General features: G+C 60.8%; 15 protein-coding genes and 1 tRNA gene. All 16 read left to right on the top strand.

Features of this window, described 5'->3' with window-relative positions; translation table 11 throughout:
• Window positions 1-42 precede the first annotated feature (42 nt).
• The 16 genes from tpiA to ACFO3A_RS10960 all read left to right on the top strand — a co-directional run bounded on the left by tpiA (window position 43) and on the right by ACFO3A_RS10960 (window position 14342).
• On the top strand, window positions 43-792 hold the full coding sequence (tpiA, locus tag ACFO3A_RS11035; protein WP_377726320.1) for a triose-phosphate isomerase: 750 nt from the start codon (window positions 43-45) through the stop codon (window positions 790-792).
• A gap of 36 nt (window positions 793-828) precedes the next feature.
• Window positions 829-1173: a preprotein translocase subunit SecG gene (secG, locus tag ACFO3A_RS11030; protein ID WP_377726318.1), complete on the top strand. Its 345-nt coding sequence runs from the start codon at window positions 829-831 to the stop codon at window positions 1171-1173.
• Window positions 1174-1298: 125 nt separating this feature from the next.
• Window positions 1299-1383 (top strand) — tRNA-Leu (locus tag ACFO3A_RS11025).
• 74 nt (window positions 1384-1457) lie between these two features.
• On the top strand, window positions 1458-1817 hold the full coding sequence (locus ACFO3A_RS11020; protein WP_377726316.1) for an NADH-quinone oxidoreductase subunit A: 360 nt from the start codon (window positions 1458-1460) through the stop codon (window positions 1815-1817).
• A 30-nt stretch (window positions 1818-1847) separates the two neighbouring features.
• Complete coding sequence (locus tag ACFO3A_RS11015) at window positions 1848-2327, top strand: NuoB/complex I 20 kDa subunit family protein (RefSeq protein ID WP_377726315.1); 480 nt, start codon at window positions 1848-1850, stop codon at window positions 2325-2327.
• A 9-nt stretch (window positions 2328-2336) separates the two neighbouring features.
• The gene (locus tag ACFO3A_RS11010) at window positions 2337-2945 is read left to right on the top strand and encodes an NADH-quinone oxidoreductase subunit C (protein ID WP_377726313.1); all 609 of its coding nucleotides are present in this window, start codon (window positions 2337-2339) and stop codon (window positions 2943-2945) included.
• 33 nt (window positions 2946-2978) lie between these two features.
• A complete protein-coding gene (locus ACFO3A_RS11005) occupies window positions 2979-4232 on the top strand; it encodes an NADH-quinone oxidoreductase subunit D (RefSeq protein ID WP_377726311.1) in 1254 nt (417 codons plus the stop codon).
• A complete protein-coding gene (locus ACFO3A_RS11000) occupies window positions 4229-4720 on the top strand; it encodes an NADH-quinone oxidoreductase subunit NuoE family protein (RefSeq protein WP_377726309.1) in 492 nt (163 codons plus the stop codon). The genes ACFO3A_RS11005 and ACFO3A_RS11000 overlap by 4 nt, the downstream gene beginning before the upstream one ends.
• Window positions 4721-4722: 2 nt before the next feature.
• The gene (gene nuoF / locus ACFO3A_RS10995) at window positions 4723-6078 is read left to right on the top strand and encodes an NADH-quinone oxidoreductase subunit NuoF (protein ID WP_377726502.1); all 1356 of its coding nucleotides are present in this window, start codon (window positions 4723-4725) and stop codon (window positions 6076-6078) included.
• Window positions 6079-6089: 11 nt separating this feature from the next.
• Complete coding sequence (gene nuoG / locus ACFO3A_RS10990; protein WP_377726307.1) at window positions 6090-8204, top strand: NADH-quinone oxidoreductase subunit NuoG; 2115 nt, start codon at window positions 6090-6092, stop codon at window positions 8202-8204.
• Window positions 8201-9277, top strand: coding sequence for an NADH-quinone oxidoreductase subunit NuoH (gene nuoH, locus ACFO3A_RS10985; RefSeq protein ID WP_377726305.1), 1077 nt, complete (start codon window positions 8201-8203; stop codon window positions 9275-9277). Before nuoG ends, nuoH begins: the two co-directional genes overlap by 4 nt.
• A 14-nt stretch (window positions 9278-9291) precedes the next feature.
• On the top strand, window positions 9292-9801 hold the full coding sequence (nuoI, locus tag ACFO3A_RS10980) for an NADH-quinone oxidoreductase subunit NuoI (protein ID WP_377726303.1): 510 nt from the start codon (window positions 9292-9294) through the stop codon (window positions 9799-9801).
• 32 nt (window positions 9802-9833) lie between these two features.
• A complete protein-coding gene (locus tag ACFO3A_RS10975; RefSeq protein ID WP_377726302.1) occupies window positions 9834-10487 on the top strand; it encodes an NADH-quinone oxidoreductase subunit J in 654 nt (217 codons plus the stop codon).
• Entirely contained in the window at window positions 10484-10792 is a 309-nt protein-coding gene (gene nuoK, locus ACFO3A_RS10970) for an NADH-quinone oxidoreductase subunit NuoK (RefSeq protein WP_377726301.1), read from the top strand. The genes ACFO3A_RS10975 and nuoK overlap by 4 nt, the downstream gene beginning before the upstream one ends.
• Before the next feature lie 30 nt (window positions 10793-10822).
• Complete coding sequence (gene nuoL, locus ACFO3A_RS10965; protein ID WP_377726299.1) at window positions 10823-12853, top strand: NADH-quinone oxidoreductase subunit L; 2031 nt, start codon at window positions 10823-10825, stop codon at window positions 12851-12853.
• A gap of 13 nt (window positions 12854-12866) precedes the next feature.
• Window positions 12867-14342, top strand: a complete 1476-nt coding sequence (locus ACFO3A_RS10960) for an NADH-quinone oxidoreductase subunit M (protein ID WP_377726297.1) — start codon at window positions 12867-12869, stop codon at window positions 14340-14342.
• Window positions 14343-14357: the final 15 nt, after the last annotated feature.

Here is a 14357-nt window from a genome sequence, read left to right as displayed (position 1 = left end):
GCAGCTACTTTTATTCAGTTTTTGTTTTGGAGTAAGCGGAAAATGCTACAAAAATTGATAGCCGGTAACTGGAAGATGAACGGCAGCCTGGCCGCCAATCAGGCTCTGCTGGCCGACATCCTGGCCGGTCTGGCCGCGCAGGCGCCCGCGTGCCAAGTCGCCGTCGCCGTACCCGCGCCGTATCTGGCGCAGGTACAGCAGCTCACGGCGGGTTCGGCCATCGCCCTGGGGGCACAGGACGTTTCCGCGCACGCCAGCGGTGCCTTCACCGGCGAAGTCTCGGCACAGATGCTGGGCGACTTCGGCGTGCGCTACGCCCTGGTCGGGCATTCCGAGCGCCGCCAGTACCATGGCGAAACCGATGCCGCCGTCGCCGCCAAGGCGCAGGCCGCGCTGGCTGCGGGCATCACCCCCATCGTCTGCCTGGGCGAAACCCTGGCGCAGCGCGAAGCGGGCGAAACCGAAGCCGTGGTGCAGCGCCAGCTGGCCGCCGTGCTGGATGTCGTCGGCCAGGGTGTGACCCGTCTGGTCGTCGCCTACGAACCGGTCTGGGCCATCGGCACCGGCAAAACCGCCACGCCCGAACAGGCGCAGGCGGTACATGCCGCCCTGCGGGCGCAGCTCGTCCAGGCCAACAGCGCTGCCGCGCAAGTGCCGCTGCTGTACGGCGGCAGCATGAACGCGGCCAATGCCGCCCAGTTGCTGGCCCAGCCGGACATCGACGGCGGCCTGATCGGCGGAGCAGCGCTGAAAGCCGCAGATTTTCTACACATCATTGCTGCAGCGGCGTAAGTCACCGCACGGCAGGTATTTTTTCAAGGAGTCGCTATGCAGGGTTTTGCAGGCATCATTCTGGCGGTCCAGATTCTGGCCGCCTTGGGCATGATCGGTTTGATTTTGGTGCAGCACGGCAAGGGGGCCGACATGGGCGCTGCCTTCGGCGGCGGTGCCTCGGGCAGCCTGTTCGGTGCCAGCGGCAGTGCCAACTTTCTGTCGCGCTCCACGGCGGCCATGGCCACCGTGTTTTTTGTCGCCACCCTGGCGCTGGCCTACCTGGGCAATGCCCGTCCGACCAGCGTCGGCAGCGTGCTGGAAAACACGCCTGCCGTGGCACCGGCCGCAGTCCCCAGCGAACCGGCCCAGGGGGCCGATTTGATCCCGACCAACAAGTAGCCGAAAAGGGACAAACTTGAAAAGGTTCCCCGAAAAGGGGAATTTTTCAAGCTAGAATGCTTAGGTTTTTCGGGGTGAACTTGGTATCGATAGGTAACAAATCCTCCCGAAATTCCAGAGACAACGCCGTCGTGGTGGAATTGGTAGACACGCTATCTTGAGGGGGTAGTGGCGAAAGCTGTGCGAGTTCGATTCTCGCCGACGGCACCATCAACATAACAGCCTGCCCATGTATCAGGCCATGGTCGAGGGCAGGTCAATGCAAGCGGGAAACGCGACCTGTCATGAATCTCGATCAATATCTTCCCGTCCTTATTTTTATCTTGGTTGGCTCTCTGGTGGGTATCGGCCCGCTGGTTCTGGGCTACATCCTCGGGCCCAATCGCCCGGATGCTGCCAAGAATTCCGCCTACGAATGCGGTTTTGAAGCTTTCGAGGACGCACGTATGAAATTCGACGTGCGCTATTACCTCGTGGCCATCCTGTTCATCCTGTTCGACCTGGAATTGGCCTTTCTCATGCCGTGGGCAGTAGCATTGGACGATGTCGGGGTCACGGGTTTTGTGGCGGTACTGATTTTCCTGGCGGTTCTGGTCGTGGGTTTTGCCTACGAATGGAAAAAAGGTGCCCTGGACTGGGAATAAGTCGCCGGGCTGCCGGAAGAAGGAAAAGCAATGATTGAAGGCGTGATGAAGGAAGGCTTTGTCACCACCAGCTATGACGCGGTGGTGAACTGGGCCAAGACCGGGTCGATCTGGCCCGTTACTTTTGGTCTGGCCTGTTGTGCGGTGGAAATGATGCACGCCGCTGCGGCGCGTTACGACCTGGCGCGTTTCGGCGCCGAGGTGTTTCGTGCCTCGCCGCGCCAGTCCGACTTGATGATCGTGGCGGGCACGCTGTGCAACAAAATGGCCCCGGCCTTGCGCAAGGTGTACGACCAGATGGCCGAGCCGCGCTGGGTGCTGTCCATGGGCTCCTGTGCCAATGGCGGCGGCTATTACCACTACAGCTATTCCGTGGTGCGCGGCTGCGATCGTATCGTCCCGGTCGATGTTTACGTGCCGGGCTGTCCGCCGACGGCCGAGGCGCTGATCTACGGCATCATCCAGCTGCAGCAGAAAATCCGCCGCACCAACACCATCGCCCGGGTCTGAGGAGAACGTATGTCAGCCATTGCCATTGCTCCTGAGATCCTGCGTGCAACAGTAGCAAAAACCCTGGGCGATCTAGCCCGCAGCGTCACGCTCGAACATGGTGAAGTCACCGTCGAGGTGGCAGCTGCCAATTACCTGGCGGCGATGCAGAAATTGCACACCGCCCCCGGCTGCCAGTTCGAGCAGTTGATGGACTTGTGCGGTGTGGACTACTCCGCCTACAAGGAAATCGGTACCGACGGTCTACGCTATGCCGTGGTGTCGCACCTGCTCTCGATCAGCTTGAACCAGCGCGTGCGCGTGCGCACTTTCTGCCCCGAGGACGACTTTCCGGTGATCCCTTCGGTCACCGGGATCTGGAACGGTGCCAACTGGTTTGAACGCGAAGCTTTTGACCTGTACGGCATCTTGTTCGAAGGGCATGCCGACTTGCGCCGCATCCTGACCGATTACGGCTTCATCGGTCACCCTTTCCGCAAGGACTTCCCGCTGTCCGGCCACGTGGAAATGGCCTACGACGCCGAGCAGCGCCGGGTGATCTACCAACCCGTCACGATTGAGCCGCGCGAGATTACGCCTCGTATCATCCGTGAAGACAACTACGGAGGGCTGCACTGACCGACGCGCAACGCGTTGGCAGGCGAAAGAATCATGGCTGAAATCAAGAACTATTCCCTGAACTTCGGGCCCCAGCACCCGGCAGCGCACGGTGTGCTGCGTTTGGTGCTGGAACTGGACGGCGAGGTGGTGCAGCGTGCCGACCCCCACGTTGGCCTGCTGCACCGTGGTACGGAAAAGCTGGCGGAGTACAAAACCTACGTCCAGTCCCTGCCCTACATGGACCGTCTGGACTACGTGTCCATGATGTGCAACGAACATGCTTATTGCATGGCCGTGGAGAAGCTGCTCGACATCCAGGTGCCGGTGCGGGCGCAGTACATTCGCGTGCTGTTCTCCGAGATCACCCGTGTGCTCAACCACCTGATGTGGCTGGGCTCCAACGGGATGGATCTGGGCGCATCCACCGTGCTGATGTACACCTTCCGCGAACGCGAAGAGCTGTTCGATATGTACGAGGCCGTCTCTGGCGCCCGGATGCACGCGGCCTATTTCCGTCCCGGCGGCGTCTACCGCGATCTGCCGGAAACGATGGCGCAGTTCAAGCCCAGCAAGCTGCGCAACGCCAAGGCGATGGAGAGTTTGAACCGCAATCGCCAGGGGACGCTGCTCGATTTCATCGAAGACTTCTGCCAGCGCTTCCCCAAGCGTGTGGATGAATACGAAGCCCTGCTGACCGAGAACCGTATCTGGAAACAGCGCACCGTCGGCATTGGTGTCGTCACGCCTGAGCGTGCCTTGAACCTGGGCTTCAGCGGCGTCATGCTGCGCGGCTCGGGGATTGCCTGGGATTTGCGCAAGAAGCAGCCCTACGAGGTCTACGACCAGATGGACTTCGACATCCCGGTCGGCAAAGAGGGCGACTGCTACGACCGTTATCTGGTGCGCGTGGCCGAAATGCGCCAGTCCGTGCGCATCATGCAGCAGTGCATTGCCTGGCTCAAGGCCAATCCCGGCCCGGTGATTACGGAGAACCTGAAAGTGGCCCCGCCCAAGCGGGAAAGCATGAAGGAGGGCATGGAAGACCTCATTCACCACTTCAAGCTGTTCAGCGAAGGTTTCCGTGTTCCCGAAGGGGAAGCTTACGCCGCCGTGGAGCACCCGAAAGGGGAGTTTGGTATTTACATGGTCAGCGATGGTGCCAACAAGCCCTATCGTCTGAAAATTCGTGCGCCGGGCTTTGCCCACCTGTCGGCTTATGACGAGCTGACCCGTGGTCACATGATTGCCGACGCTGTTGCCATGATCGGCACCATGGACATCGTGTTCGGAGAGATTGATCGATGATTACGGAAGCAACCAAGGCGCGGTTTGCGCGTGAAGTGGCCAAGTATCCGCAAGGGCAGCAGCGCTCTGCCGTGATGGCGTGCCTGTCCATCGTGCAGCAGGAGCAAGGCTGGATCAGCCAGGAAAGCGAAGCGGAAATCGCCGCCTACCTGGACATGCCGGAAATTGCCGTGCATGAAGTCACCACCTTCTACAACATGTACAACCAGCATCCGGTGGGCAAGTTCAAGGTGGCGGTCTGTACCAATCTGCCCTGTCTGTTGCGCAACGGCTACGAGGCGTTGCGCCACCTGGAAGAAAAACTGGGCATCAAAGTGGGCGAAACCACGGCCGATGGCATGTTTACCCTGCAACAGTGCGAATGCCTGGGCTCCTGCGCCGATGCCCCGGTGATGCTGGTCAATGACCGCAATATGTGCAGTTTCATGGACGACCAGAAGCTCGATGCGCTGGTGGACGGTCTGCGTGCTGCGGAGGGCCAGGCATGACGATGAATGCTGCTGCGCAAGCGGTGCTGGCCAAGTTCGCCGCATCGGGCCAGGAAACGTGCTTCCACGACCGCCATATCAATCCGCAAATCTATGCCGGAATCAATGGCAACAACTGGTCGATCCAGGACTACGAAGCGCGTGGTGGCTACCAGGCGCTGAAAAAACTGCTGGGCAAGGACGGCGGCGCCGGCCTGACCCAGGACGAAGTCATTGCCACCCTGAAGGAATCTTCCCTGCGTGGCCGTGGCGGCGCGGGCTTTCCGACGGGCCTGAAGTGGAGCTTCATGCCCCGCCAGTTTCCGGGCGAAAAGTACGTGGTGTGCAACTCCGACGAAGGGGAGCCCGGCACCTGCAAGGATCGCGAAATCCTGATGCACAACCCCCACACGGTGATCGAAGGCATGATCATCGCCGGTTTTGCCATGGGGGCCTGTGCCGGCTACAACTACATCCACGGCGAGATTTTTCAGGCTTACGAACGCTTTGAAGCCGCCCTGGACGAGGCGCGTGCGGCAGGCTACCTGGGCAAAAACATCCTGGGCACCGACTTCAGCTTCGAGCTGTTTGCCCACCACGGTTTTGGGGCCTATATCTGCGGCGAAGAAACTGCCTTGCTGGAATCGCTGGAAGGCAAAAAGGGCCAGCCGCGCTTCAAGCCGCCTTTCCCGGCCAGCTTCGGCCTGTACGGCAAGCCCACGACGATCAACAACACCGAAACCTTTGCGGCCGTGCCGTGGATTCTGCGCAACGGCGGGCAGGCTTACCTGGAGTGCGGCAAGCCCAACAACGGCGGTACGAAGATCTTCTCGGTCAGCGGTGATGTCAATCTGCCCGGCAACTATGAAATTCCGATGGGTACGCCGTTTTCCAAACTCCTGGAACTGGCGGGCGGCGTGCGTACCGGGCGCAAGCTCAAGGCGGTGATCCCCGGCGGTTCGTCTTCCCCGGTGATTCCGGGCGACATGATGATGGAATGCACGATGGACTATGACTCCATCGCCAAGGCAGGCTCCATGCTGGGTTCCGGCGCGGTGATCGTGATGGACGATTCCCGCGATATGGTGGAGTGCCTGGAACGTCTGTCCTACTTCTACCAGCACGAATCCTGCGGGCAATGTACGCCGTGCCGCGAAGGGACGGGCTGGCTGTGGCGTGTGGTCAAGCGCATCAACCACGGTCAGGGCCGCCCTGAGGATATTGCCTTGCTCGACGATGTGGCTTTCAACATCATGGGCCGCACGATCTGTGCGCTGGGCGATGCCGCAGCGATGCCGGTGCGGGCGATGATCAAGCATTACCGCCACGAATTTGAAGCCAAGATTGCTGCTGCCCAAGCGGCTGCCAAGGCGGCCTGAGCGAGAGTTATATGGTTGAAATTGAACTAGACGGTAAAAAGGTCGAGGTCGCCCCCGGCAGCATGGTCATGCATGCTGCGGAAAAAGCCGGGGTCTACATTCCTCACTTCTGCTACCACAAGAAGCTGTCGATTGCGGCGAACTGCCGCATGTGCCTGGTCGAGGTGGAAAAAGCCCCCAAGGCTTTGCCCGCCTGCGCCACGCCCGTAACCCAGGGCATGATCGTGCGCACCAAGAGCAAGAAGGCTCTGGATGCGCAGAAATCGGTCATGGAATTCCTGCTCATCAACCACCCCCTGGATTGCCCCATCTGCGACCAGGGCGGGGAATGCCAGCTGCAAGACTTGGCCGTGGGCTATGGGGCCGGCGCTTCGCGTTTTGGCGAAGAAAAGCGCGTGGTCGAGCCCAAGGACATTGGCCCCCTGGTGTCCACCCGGGAAATGACCCGTTGCATCCACTGCACCCGTTGCGTCCGTTTTGGCGAAGAAATCGGCGGGGTGATGGAGCTGGGCATGGTCAATCGCGGAGAGTATTCCGAGATCACCACGGTGCAGGGCGATACCCTGGATTCCGAACTGTCCGGCAACGTCATCGACATCTGCCCGGTGGGCGCCCTGACCAGCAAGCCGTTCCGCTACAACGCCCGTACCTGGGAACTGTCGCGCCGCAAGTCGGTGTCGCCGCACGATTCGACCGGTGCCAACCTGATCGTTCAGGTGAAGAACCACCGGGTCATGCGCGTGGTGCCCATGGAGAACGAGGCCGTCAATGAATGCTGGATTGCCGACCGCGATCGTTTCTCCTACGAAGCGCTCAATAGCGAAGAACGCCTGACCCGTCCCATGATCAAGCAGGGCGGCCAGTGGCAGGAAGTCGATTGGCCCACTGCGCTCAATTACGTGGTCAAAGGCCTCAACCAGGTCAAGGACCAATACGGCCCGGCAGGCATTGGCGCTCTGGTCAGCCCCCACAGCACGCTGGAAGAGCTGTATCTGGCAGCCCAATTGTTGCGTGGTCTGGGTAGCGACAACATTGACTACCGCCTGCGCAACGCCCAGTTCAATGCCGCCGAAGGCGTGCGTTGGCTCGGGATGCCGATTGCTGCGCTGCAAGAGCTGCAATCGGTGCTGGTGGTCGGCTCCAACCTGCGCAAGGATCATCCTCTGTTTGCCCACCGGGTGCGTCAGGCCGCCAAGCGCGGTTGCAAGGTGTTTGGCATCAACGCCCAGGTGCATGACTGGGCCATGCCGGTGGCGGCCTCGGTCGTTGCGGCCAAGGATTGGGCCCAGGCCCTGGCCGATGTGGCTGCGGCGGTGGCCGAAGCCAAAGGCGTGCAGGCCCCGGTGGCCGGTGCGGCCAATGCCGAGGCGCAGGCCATTGCTGCCGCCCTGCTGGCCGGGGAACGCAAAGCCGTCTTGCTGGGCAATGCTGCCGCCCACCATGGCCATGCCGCTGAGCTGCTGGCACTGGCCCAGTGGATTGGCGAGCAGACCGGCGCCACCGTCGGCTACCTGACCGAAGCGGCCAACACCGTCGGCGCCCAGTGGGTGCAGGCCCAGCCGCAACAGGACGGCAAGAACGCCGGTGAAATGCTCGCCGGAGGTATCAAGGCTGCGGTCTTGCTGCATACCGAACCGGCGTTCGATGCCGCAGTGGGTGCGCAGGGGCTGGAGCAGGCCGATATGGTCATTACCCTGAGCCCGTTCAAAGCCAACATGGACATCAGCGACGTGCTGCTGCCCGTGGCGCCGTTTACCGAAACCTCCGGCACCTTTGTGAACGCCGAAGGCCGGGTGCAAAGCTTCCATGCCGTGGTCAAGCCCTTGGGTGAAACCCGTCCGGCCTGGAAAGTGCTGCGCGTGCTGGCCAACCTGCTGGAGCTGCCGGGCTTTGACCACGAATCGTCGCAAGACGTGCTGGTCGCCGCGATCGGTGCGGAAACTCAAGAAATTCCTAGCACCTTGCGCAGCAATACCACCAAAGTTGCAGCAAAAGTACCTGTAAACGAGGCTGCTGAACCGGTAGTAGCTAGCATTTATCAACTCGATGGAATCGTGCGCCGCGCCACGTCGCTGCAATTGACGGCCGATGCACGGTTGGCACGTGAGGGAGGTGCCGTAGCATGATTGATGCACTCAAGAATGCCGGCGCCGGCCTGGTGGCGGCGCCGTGGTGGACGGAAATGGCCTGGCCGGTGGTTTGGGCCTTGCTCGGCATCGTGGCGATTGTTGCGCCCCTGATGCTGGCCGTGGCCTACCTCACCCTGTGGGAGCGCAAGCTGCTGGGCTGGATGCAGGTGCGTCCGGGGCCGAACCGGGTCGGGCCGTGGGGGCTGTTGCAGCCTATCGCCGACGGCCTGAAGCTCCTGACCAAGGAACTGATCATGCCCACGGCAGCAGCCAAGGGTCTGTTCTATGTCGGGCCGGTGATGGCCATCATGCCGGCCTTGGCGGCCTGGGTCGTGGTGCCGTTTGCCCCCGATCTGGCGCTGGCGAATGTCAATGCAGGCATCTTGCTGGTGATGGCCATCACCTCGATCGAGGTGTACGGCGTGATCATCGCCGGCTGGGCGTCCAACTCGAAATACGCTTTCCTGGGTGCCCTGCGGGCTTCGGCACAAATGGTCAGCTATGAAATTGCCATGGGTTTCTGCTTCCTGATCGTCATCATGGTGACCAAGAGCATGAACCTGACGCAGATCGTCCTGGGCCAGGGGCAGGGGATGTTCGCCGACATGGGCCTGGGCCTGCTGTCGTGGAACTGGCTGCCGCTGCTGCCGATTTTCTTCGTCTACATGATTTCCGCCGTGGCGGAAACCAACCGCCACCCGTTCGACGTGGTGGAGGGCGAGGCCGAGATCGTGGCCGGCCACATGGTCGAATACTCGGGCATGGGCTTTGCCGTGTTCTTCCTGGCGGAGTACGCCGCGATGTGGCTGGTGTCGATTCTGGCGGCGATCATGTTCCTGGGCGGCTGGCTGCCCCCGGTGGCGGCGCTGTCCTTCATCCCCGGGTGGATCTGGCTGGGCCTGAAAACGGCGGCTGTCGTCAGCCTGTTCATCTGGATTCGTGCCACCTTCCCGCGCTACCGCTATGACCAGATCATGCGTTTGGGCTGGAAGATCTTCATCCCGGTCACCCTGGTGTGGCTGGTCATCGTGGGTGCATGGCTGCACTCGCCTTGGAATATCTGGAAATAAGCGGGGACACATCCATGGCTGCTGTTACTGCTGCACCTTTCTCTCTCAAGGATTTCTTCAAGAGTTTCATGCTGGTGGAACTCTTCAAAGGGATGGCTCTGACCGGGCGCTACGCTTTCGCGCCCCGCGTCACGATCCTGTACCCGGAAGAAAAAACACCACTGTCGCCGCGTTTTCGTGGCCTGCACGCCCTGCGCCGTTATGAAAACGGCGAAGAGCGCTGCATTGCCTGCAAGCTCTGCGAGGCCATTTGCCCGGCAATGGCCATCACCATCGAATCGCACCAGCGCGAAGACGGCACCCGCCGTACGACGCGCTACGACATCGACCTGACCAAGTGCATTTTCTGCGGCTTCTGCGAGGAAAGCTGCCCGACCGACTCCATCGTCGAGACGCAGATCTTTGAATACCACGGCGAAAAACGTGGCGACCTGTACTACACCAAGGACATGTTGCTGGCCGTGGGCGATCGTTATGAAGCCGACATCGCTGCCGCCAAGGCGGCCGATGCCAAGTACCGCTGAAGCGGCTCCTGATCCACAGAAAGACGCGAATCATGGACGCCAAAACTGGTTTCTTTTATTTCTTTGCAGCCGTATTGCTGTATTCGGCCCTGCGCGTGGTCACGTCGCGCAATCCGGTACACGCCGTGCTGCACCTGATCCTGGGCTTTTCGCAGGCGGCGGCCATCTGGCTGCTGCTGAAGGCCGAGTTCCTCGGCATCATGCTGGTCGTGGTGTACATGGGGGCGGTGATGGTGCTGTTCCTGTTTGTCGTGATGATGCTCGACATCCGCATCGACCGGATGCGCGAAGGCTTCTGGAAGCATTTCCCCGTTGCCGCTGCCGTCGGTGCCCTGGTGGCGCTGGAAATGGCGGTGGTGCTGATGGGCGGCTTCGGCACCCTGGATGAGGCCAAGCCCGCCGCCGAGCTGCTCAACGCCCAGGGACAGGTGCTGCCGTATTCCAATACCCAGGCGCTGGGACGGCTGATGTACACGGACTATCTGTTCCCCATCGAGGTGGCTGCCGTCATCCTGCTGGTGGCCATGATCGCCGCGATCGCCTTGACGCTGCGCAAGCGCAAGGATGCCAAGACGCCCGACATCACGGGCCAGATCGGCGCACGCGCCCAGGATCGCCTGACCCTGGTGAGCATGCCTGCAACCAAAGCGGCTGCCGCAGCCGCACAGGGGGAGGAGACCAAATGACGCTCACGCTGGGGCATTTCTTGACACTGGGCGCCATGCTCTTTGCCATTTCGGTGATCGGGATTTTCTTGAACCGCAAGAACCTGATCGTGCTGCTGATGGCCATTGAAATGATGCTGCTGTCGGTGAACATGAACTTTGTCGCCTTCTCCCATTACCTGGGAGACATGCACGGTCAATTGTTCGTGTTCTTCATCCTGACGGTGGCAGCTGCAGAAGCCGCGATTGGCCTGGCCATTCTGGTTCTGCTCTTCCGTAACAAATCCAACATTAATGCGGAAGATCTCAACGTCCTCAAGGGTTGAGTCACCGGTATTTATGCAAGGTTCTGAAGCATGAGTTCAACACTTTCTGCATCGATGCTGCTGGCGGTACCTTTGGCGCCGCTGGCGGGGTCCGTCCTGGCAGGTATCTTTGGTACTGCCTTTGGTGGCAACAAGTTTGGCCGGGGGGTGAGCCATTCGCTCACCATCCTGGGTGTCTTGCTGTCGTTCGTTCTCTCGGCACTGGTGTTCCAGGCCGTGGTCAATGGCGGGGCACGCTTTGACGCCACCATTTACGAGTGGATGGTGATCGGCGGCGTGAAGATGGAGATCGGTTTCCTGATCGACTCCATCACCGCCATGATGATGTGCGTCGTCACCTTCGTGTCGCTGATGGTGCATATCTACACCATCGGCTACATGGCCGACGATGACGGCTACAACCGTTTCTTTTCCTACATCTCGTTGTTCACCTTCTCCATGCTGATGCTGGTGATGAGCAACAACCTGCTGCAACTGTTCTTCGGCTGGGAAGCGGTGGGCTTGGTGTCGTACCTGCTGATCGGGTTCTACTTCAAGAAGCCCTCAGCCATTTTTGCCAACATGAAGGCCTTCCTGGTCAACCGTGTCGGCGACTTCGGCTTCATCATCGGCATCGGCCTGATCTATGCCTACACCGGTTCGTTCAACTACGGCGAGATTTTTGCCAAGCTGCCCGAGCTGCAAGCCACCATCCTGCCCGGCACGGGCTGGCTGCTGCTGTCGGTCACGGGCATCTGCCTGTTCATCGGCGCGATGGGCAAGTCGGCGCAGTTCCCGCTGCACGCCTGGCTGCCGGACTCGATGGAAGGCCCGACCCCGATTTCCGCGCTGATCCACGCCGCCACCATGGTGACGGCCGGTATCTTCATGGTGTCGCGCATGTCGCCCCTGTACGAGCTGTCGGATACGGCCTTGAGCTTCATCCTGGTGATCGGTGCCATCACGGCGCTGTTCATGGGCATCCTGGGCATCATCCAGAACGACATCAAGCGCGTGATTGCCTACTCCACGCTGTCGCAGCTGGGCTACATGACGGTTGCCCTGGGGGCTTCGGCGTATTCGGTGGCCGTGTTCCACCTGATGACGCACGCCTTCTTCAAGGCGCTGCTGTTCCTGGGGGCCGGCTCGGTCATCATCGGGATGCACCACAACCAGGACATCCGCTGGATGGGCGGGGTGCGCAAGTACATGCCCATCACCTGGATCACCTTCCTGCTGGGCAATCTGGCGCTGATCGGCACGCCGTTCTTCTCCGGTTTCTACTCCAAGGACGCGATCATCGAGGCGGTGCATGCCTCGACCCTGCCGGGTGCCGGTTTTGCCTACTTTGCCGTGCTGGCCGGGGTGTTCATCACCGCGTTCTACTCGTTCCGCCTGTACTGGATCGTGTTCCATGGCAAGGAGCGCTATGACCAGAATCCCGATGCCCACCATGGCCACGGGCATGACGACCACCACCATGGCCACGATGCCAAGCCGCATGAATCGCCCTGGGTGGTCACGCTGCCCCTGGTGCTGCTGGCGATCCCGTCCGTCGTGATCGGTGCGATTGCCCTGATGCCCATGCTGTTTGGCGACTTCTTCAATGGCGTCATCTTCGTGGACGGCAGCAAGCATCCGGCCATGGCCGAGCTGGCCGAGGCCATCCACGGCTGGGTGCCGATGGCCCTGCATGGTTTCACCGCCGCGCCGTTCTGGCTGGCGTTGGCCGGGGTCGTGGTGTCCTACGTGTTCTACATGGTCAAGCCGGAAATTCCGACCGCCATCAAGGCGGCTTCGCAGAAGATCGGCCTGTACCAGGTGCTGGAAGGCAAGTACGGCGTGGACTGGGTGTACGAAAACGTCTTTGCCCGTGGTGCCCGTGTTTTCGGTACCGTGTTCTGGCGGGTCGGCGACCAGGTGCTGATCGACGGTGCCGTGGTCAACGGCTCGTGGAAGCTGGTGGGCAAGCTGGCTTCCGTGGTGCGCTGGTTCCAGTCTGGATATATCTACCACTACGCGTTGGTCATGATCTTGGGCGTGTTCCTGCTCATGACCTACTTCGTGTGGCTCAACAAGTAAGGGAAGAAGAAAAATGGGTTTGTTGAGTCTTGCCATTTGGGTCCCGATCGCCTTTGGCGTATTGCTGCTGACGTTGGGACGTGACAGCCAGGCCGGCGCAGTGCGCTGGCTGGCGCTGATCGGTGCCGTGCTCGGGTTGCTCGTCACTGTCCCCCTGATTACCGGGTTCGATACCAGTTCTGCGCAAATGCAGTTCGTGGAGAAAGCCTTGTGGATCGAGCGCTTCAGCATCCACTACCACCTGGGGCTGGACGGGCTGTCGTTCTGGTTCGTGCCGTTGACGGCGTTCATCACCGTGATCGTGGTGATCTCCTCGTGGGCCAGCATCACCGAGCGCGTCAATCAGTACATGGGCGCCTTCCTGATTCTGTCCGGGCTGATGGTCGGGGTGTTCGCGGCGCTGGACGGCCTGCTGTTCTACGTCTTCTTTGAAGCCACGCTGATCCCCATGTACCTCATCATCGGTATCTGGGGCGGGCCGAACCGCATTTACGCGGCCTTCAAGTTCTTCCTGTACACCCTGCTGGGTTCGCTGCTGACCTTGATCGCCATCATCTACCTGTACAACGCTGCGGGTGGCAGCTTCGACATCCTGACCTGGCACCAGCTGCCGCTGGGCAAGCTGCCGCAAACCCTGGTGTTCTTCGCCTTCCTGGCCGCGTTTGCCGTCAAGGTGCCCATGTTCCCGGTACACACCTGGCTGCCGGACGTTCACGTCGAGGCGCCCACGGGCGGCTCCGCCGTGCTGGCCGCCATCATGCTGAAGCTGGGCGCCTATGGTTTCCTGCGGTTCTCGATGCCGATTGCCCCGGATGCCGCACGTGAGTGGGCCTGGCTGATCATCACCCTGTCGCTGATCGCCGTGATCTACGTCGGTGTGGTGGCCCTGGTGCAGAAGGACATGAAAAAGCTGGTCGCCTATTCGTCGGTGGCACACATGGGTTTCGTGACCCTGGGCTTCTTCGTGTTCAACGACATCGGTGTCTCTGGCGGCATTGCGCAGATGATTGCCCACGGCTTTGTCTCGGGCGCCATGTTCCTGTGCATTGGCGTGCTGTATGACCGCGTGCATTCGCGCCAGATCGCCGACTACGGCGGAGTGGTGAACGTCATGCCCAAGTTTTCGGCCTTTGCGTTGCTGTTCTTCATGGCCAACTGCGGCCTGCCGGCCACCGCCGGGTTCGTGGGCGAATGGATGGTCATCCTCGCGTCGGTGAAGTTCAACTTCTGGATTGGCGTGCTGGCCGCCTCGGCGGTGATCTGGGGCGCGGCCTACTCCCTGTGGATGTACAAGCGCGTGTACTTGGGCGAAGTGACCAACGACCATGTGAAGCACATGCAGGACATCAATGGCCGCGAGTTCCTGGTACTCAGTGTTTTGGCGGTTGCAGTGCTGTTCATGGGGATTTATCCCAAGCCCTTTACCGACGTGATTGACCCCTCGGTGCAGCAGCTGCTGCAACACGTGGCCCAGTCCAAGCTTCCTTAAAGACCAGACTGAACA

It is taken from the genome of Comamonas nitrativorans (genome assembly GCF_042654765.1).
Classification (GTDB): Bacteria; Pseudomonadota; Gammaproteobacteria; order Burkholderiales; family Burkholderiaceae_C; genus Comamonas; species Comamonas nitrativorans.
This window is presented reverse-complemented; position numbering and strand designations above follow the sequence as displayed.

What these genes read in the sequence shown, in the direction of transcription:
- tpiA (WP_377726320.1), top strand. Translation starts at nt 43, where the DNA reads ATGCTACAAAAATTGATAGCCGGTAACTGGAAGATGAACGGCAGCCTG.
- secG (WP_377726318.1), top strand. Translation starts at nt 829, where the DNA reads ATGCAGGGTTTTGCAGGCATCATTCTGGCGGTCCAGATTCTGGCCGCC.
- ACFO3A_RS11020 (WP_377726316.1), top strand. Translation starts at nt 1,458, where the DNA reads ATGAATCTCGATCAATATCTTCCCGTCCTTATTTTTATCTTGGTTGGC.
- ACFO3A_RS11015 (WP_377726315.1), top strand. Translation starts at nt 1,848, where the DNA reads ATGATTGAAGGCGTGATGAAGGAAGGCTTTGTCACCACCAGCTATGAC.
- ACFO3A_RS11010 (WP_377726313.1), top strand. Translation starts at nt 2,337, where the DNA reads ATGTCAGCCATTGCCATTGCTCCTGAGATCCTGCGTGCAACAGTAGCA.
- ACFO3A_RS11005 (WP_377726311.1), top strand. Translation starts at nt 2,979, where the DNA reads ATGGCTGAAATCAAGAACTATTCCCTGAACTTCGGGCCCCAGCACCCG.
- ACFO3A_RS11000 (WP_377726309.1), top strand. Translation starts at nt 4,229, where the DNA reads ATGATTACGGAAGCAACCAAGGCGCGGTTTGCGCGTGAAGTGGCCAAG.
- nuoF (WP_377726502.1), top strand. Translation starts at nt 4,723, where the DNA reads ATGAATGCTGCTGCGCAAGCGGTGCTGGCCAAGTTCGCCGCATCGGGC.
- nuoG (WP_377726307.1), top strand. Translation starts at nt 6,090, where the DNA reads ATGGTTGAAATTGAACTAGACGGTAAAAAGGTCGAGGTCGCCCCCGGC.
- nuoH (WP_377726305.1), top strand. Translation starts at nt 8,201, where the DNA reads ATGATTGATGCACTCAAGAATGCCGGCGCCGGCCTGGTGGCGGCGCCG.
- nuoI (WP_377726303.1), top strand. Translation starts at nt 9,292, where the DNA reads ATGGCTGCTGTTACTGCTGCACCTTTCTCTCTCAAGGATTTCTTCAAG.
- ACFO3A_RS10975 (WP_377726302.1), top strand. Translation starts at nt 9,834, where the DNA reads ATGGACGCCAAAACTGGTTTCTTTTATTTCTTTGCAGCCGTATTGCTG.
- nuoK (WP_377726301.1), top strand. Translation starts at nt 10,484, where the DNA reads ATGACGCTCACGCTGGGGCATTTCTTGACACTGGGCGCCATGCTCTTT.
- nuoL (WP_377726299.1), top strand. Translation starts at nt 10,823, where the DNA reads ATGAGTTCAACACTTTCTGCATCGATGCTGCTGGCGGTACCTTTGGCG.
- ACFO3A_RS10960 (WP_377726297.1), top strand. Translation starts at nt 12,867, where the DNA reads ATGGGTTTGTTGAGTCTTGCCATTTGGGTCCCGATCGCCTTTGGCGTA.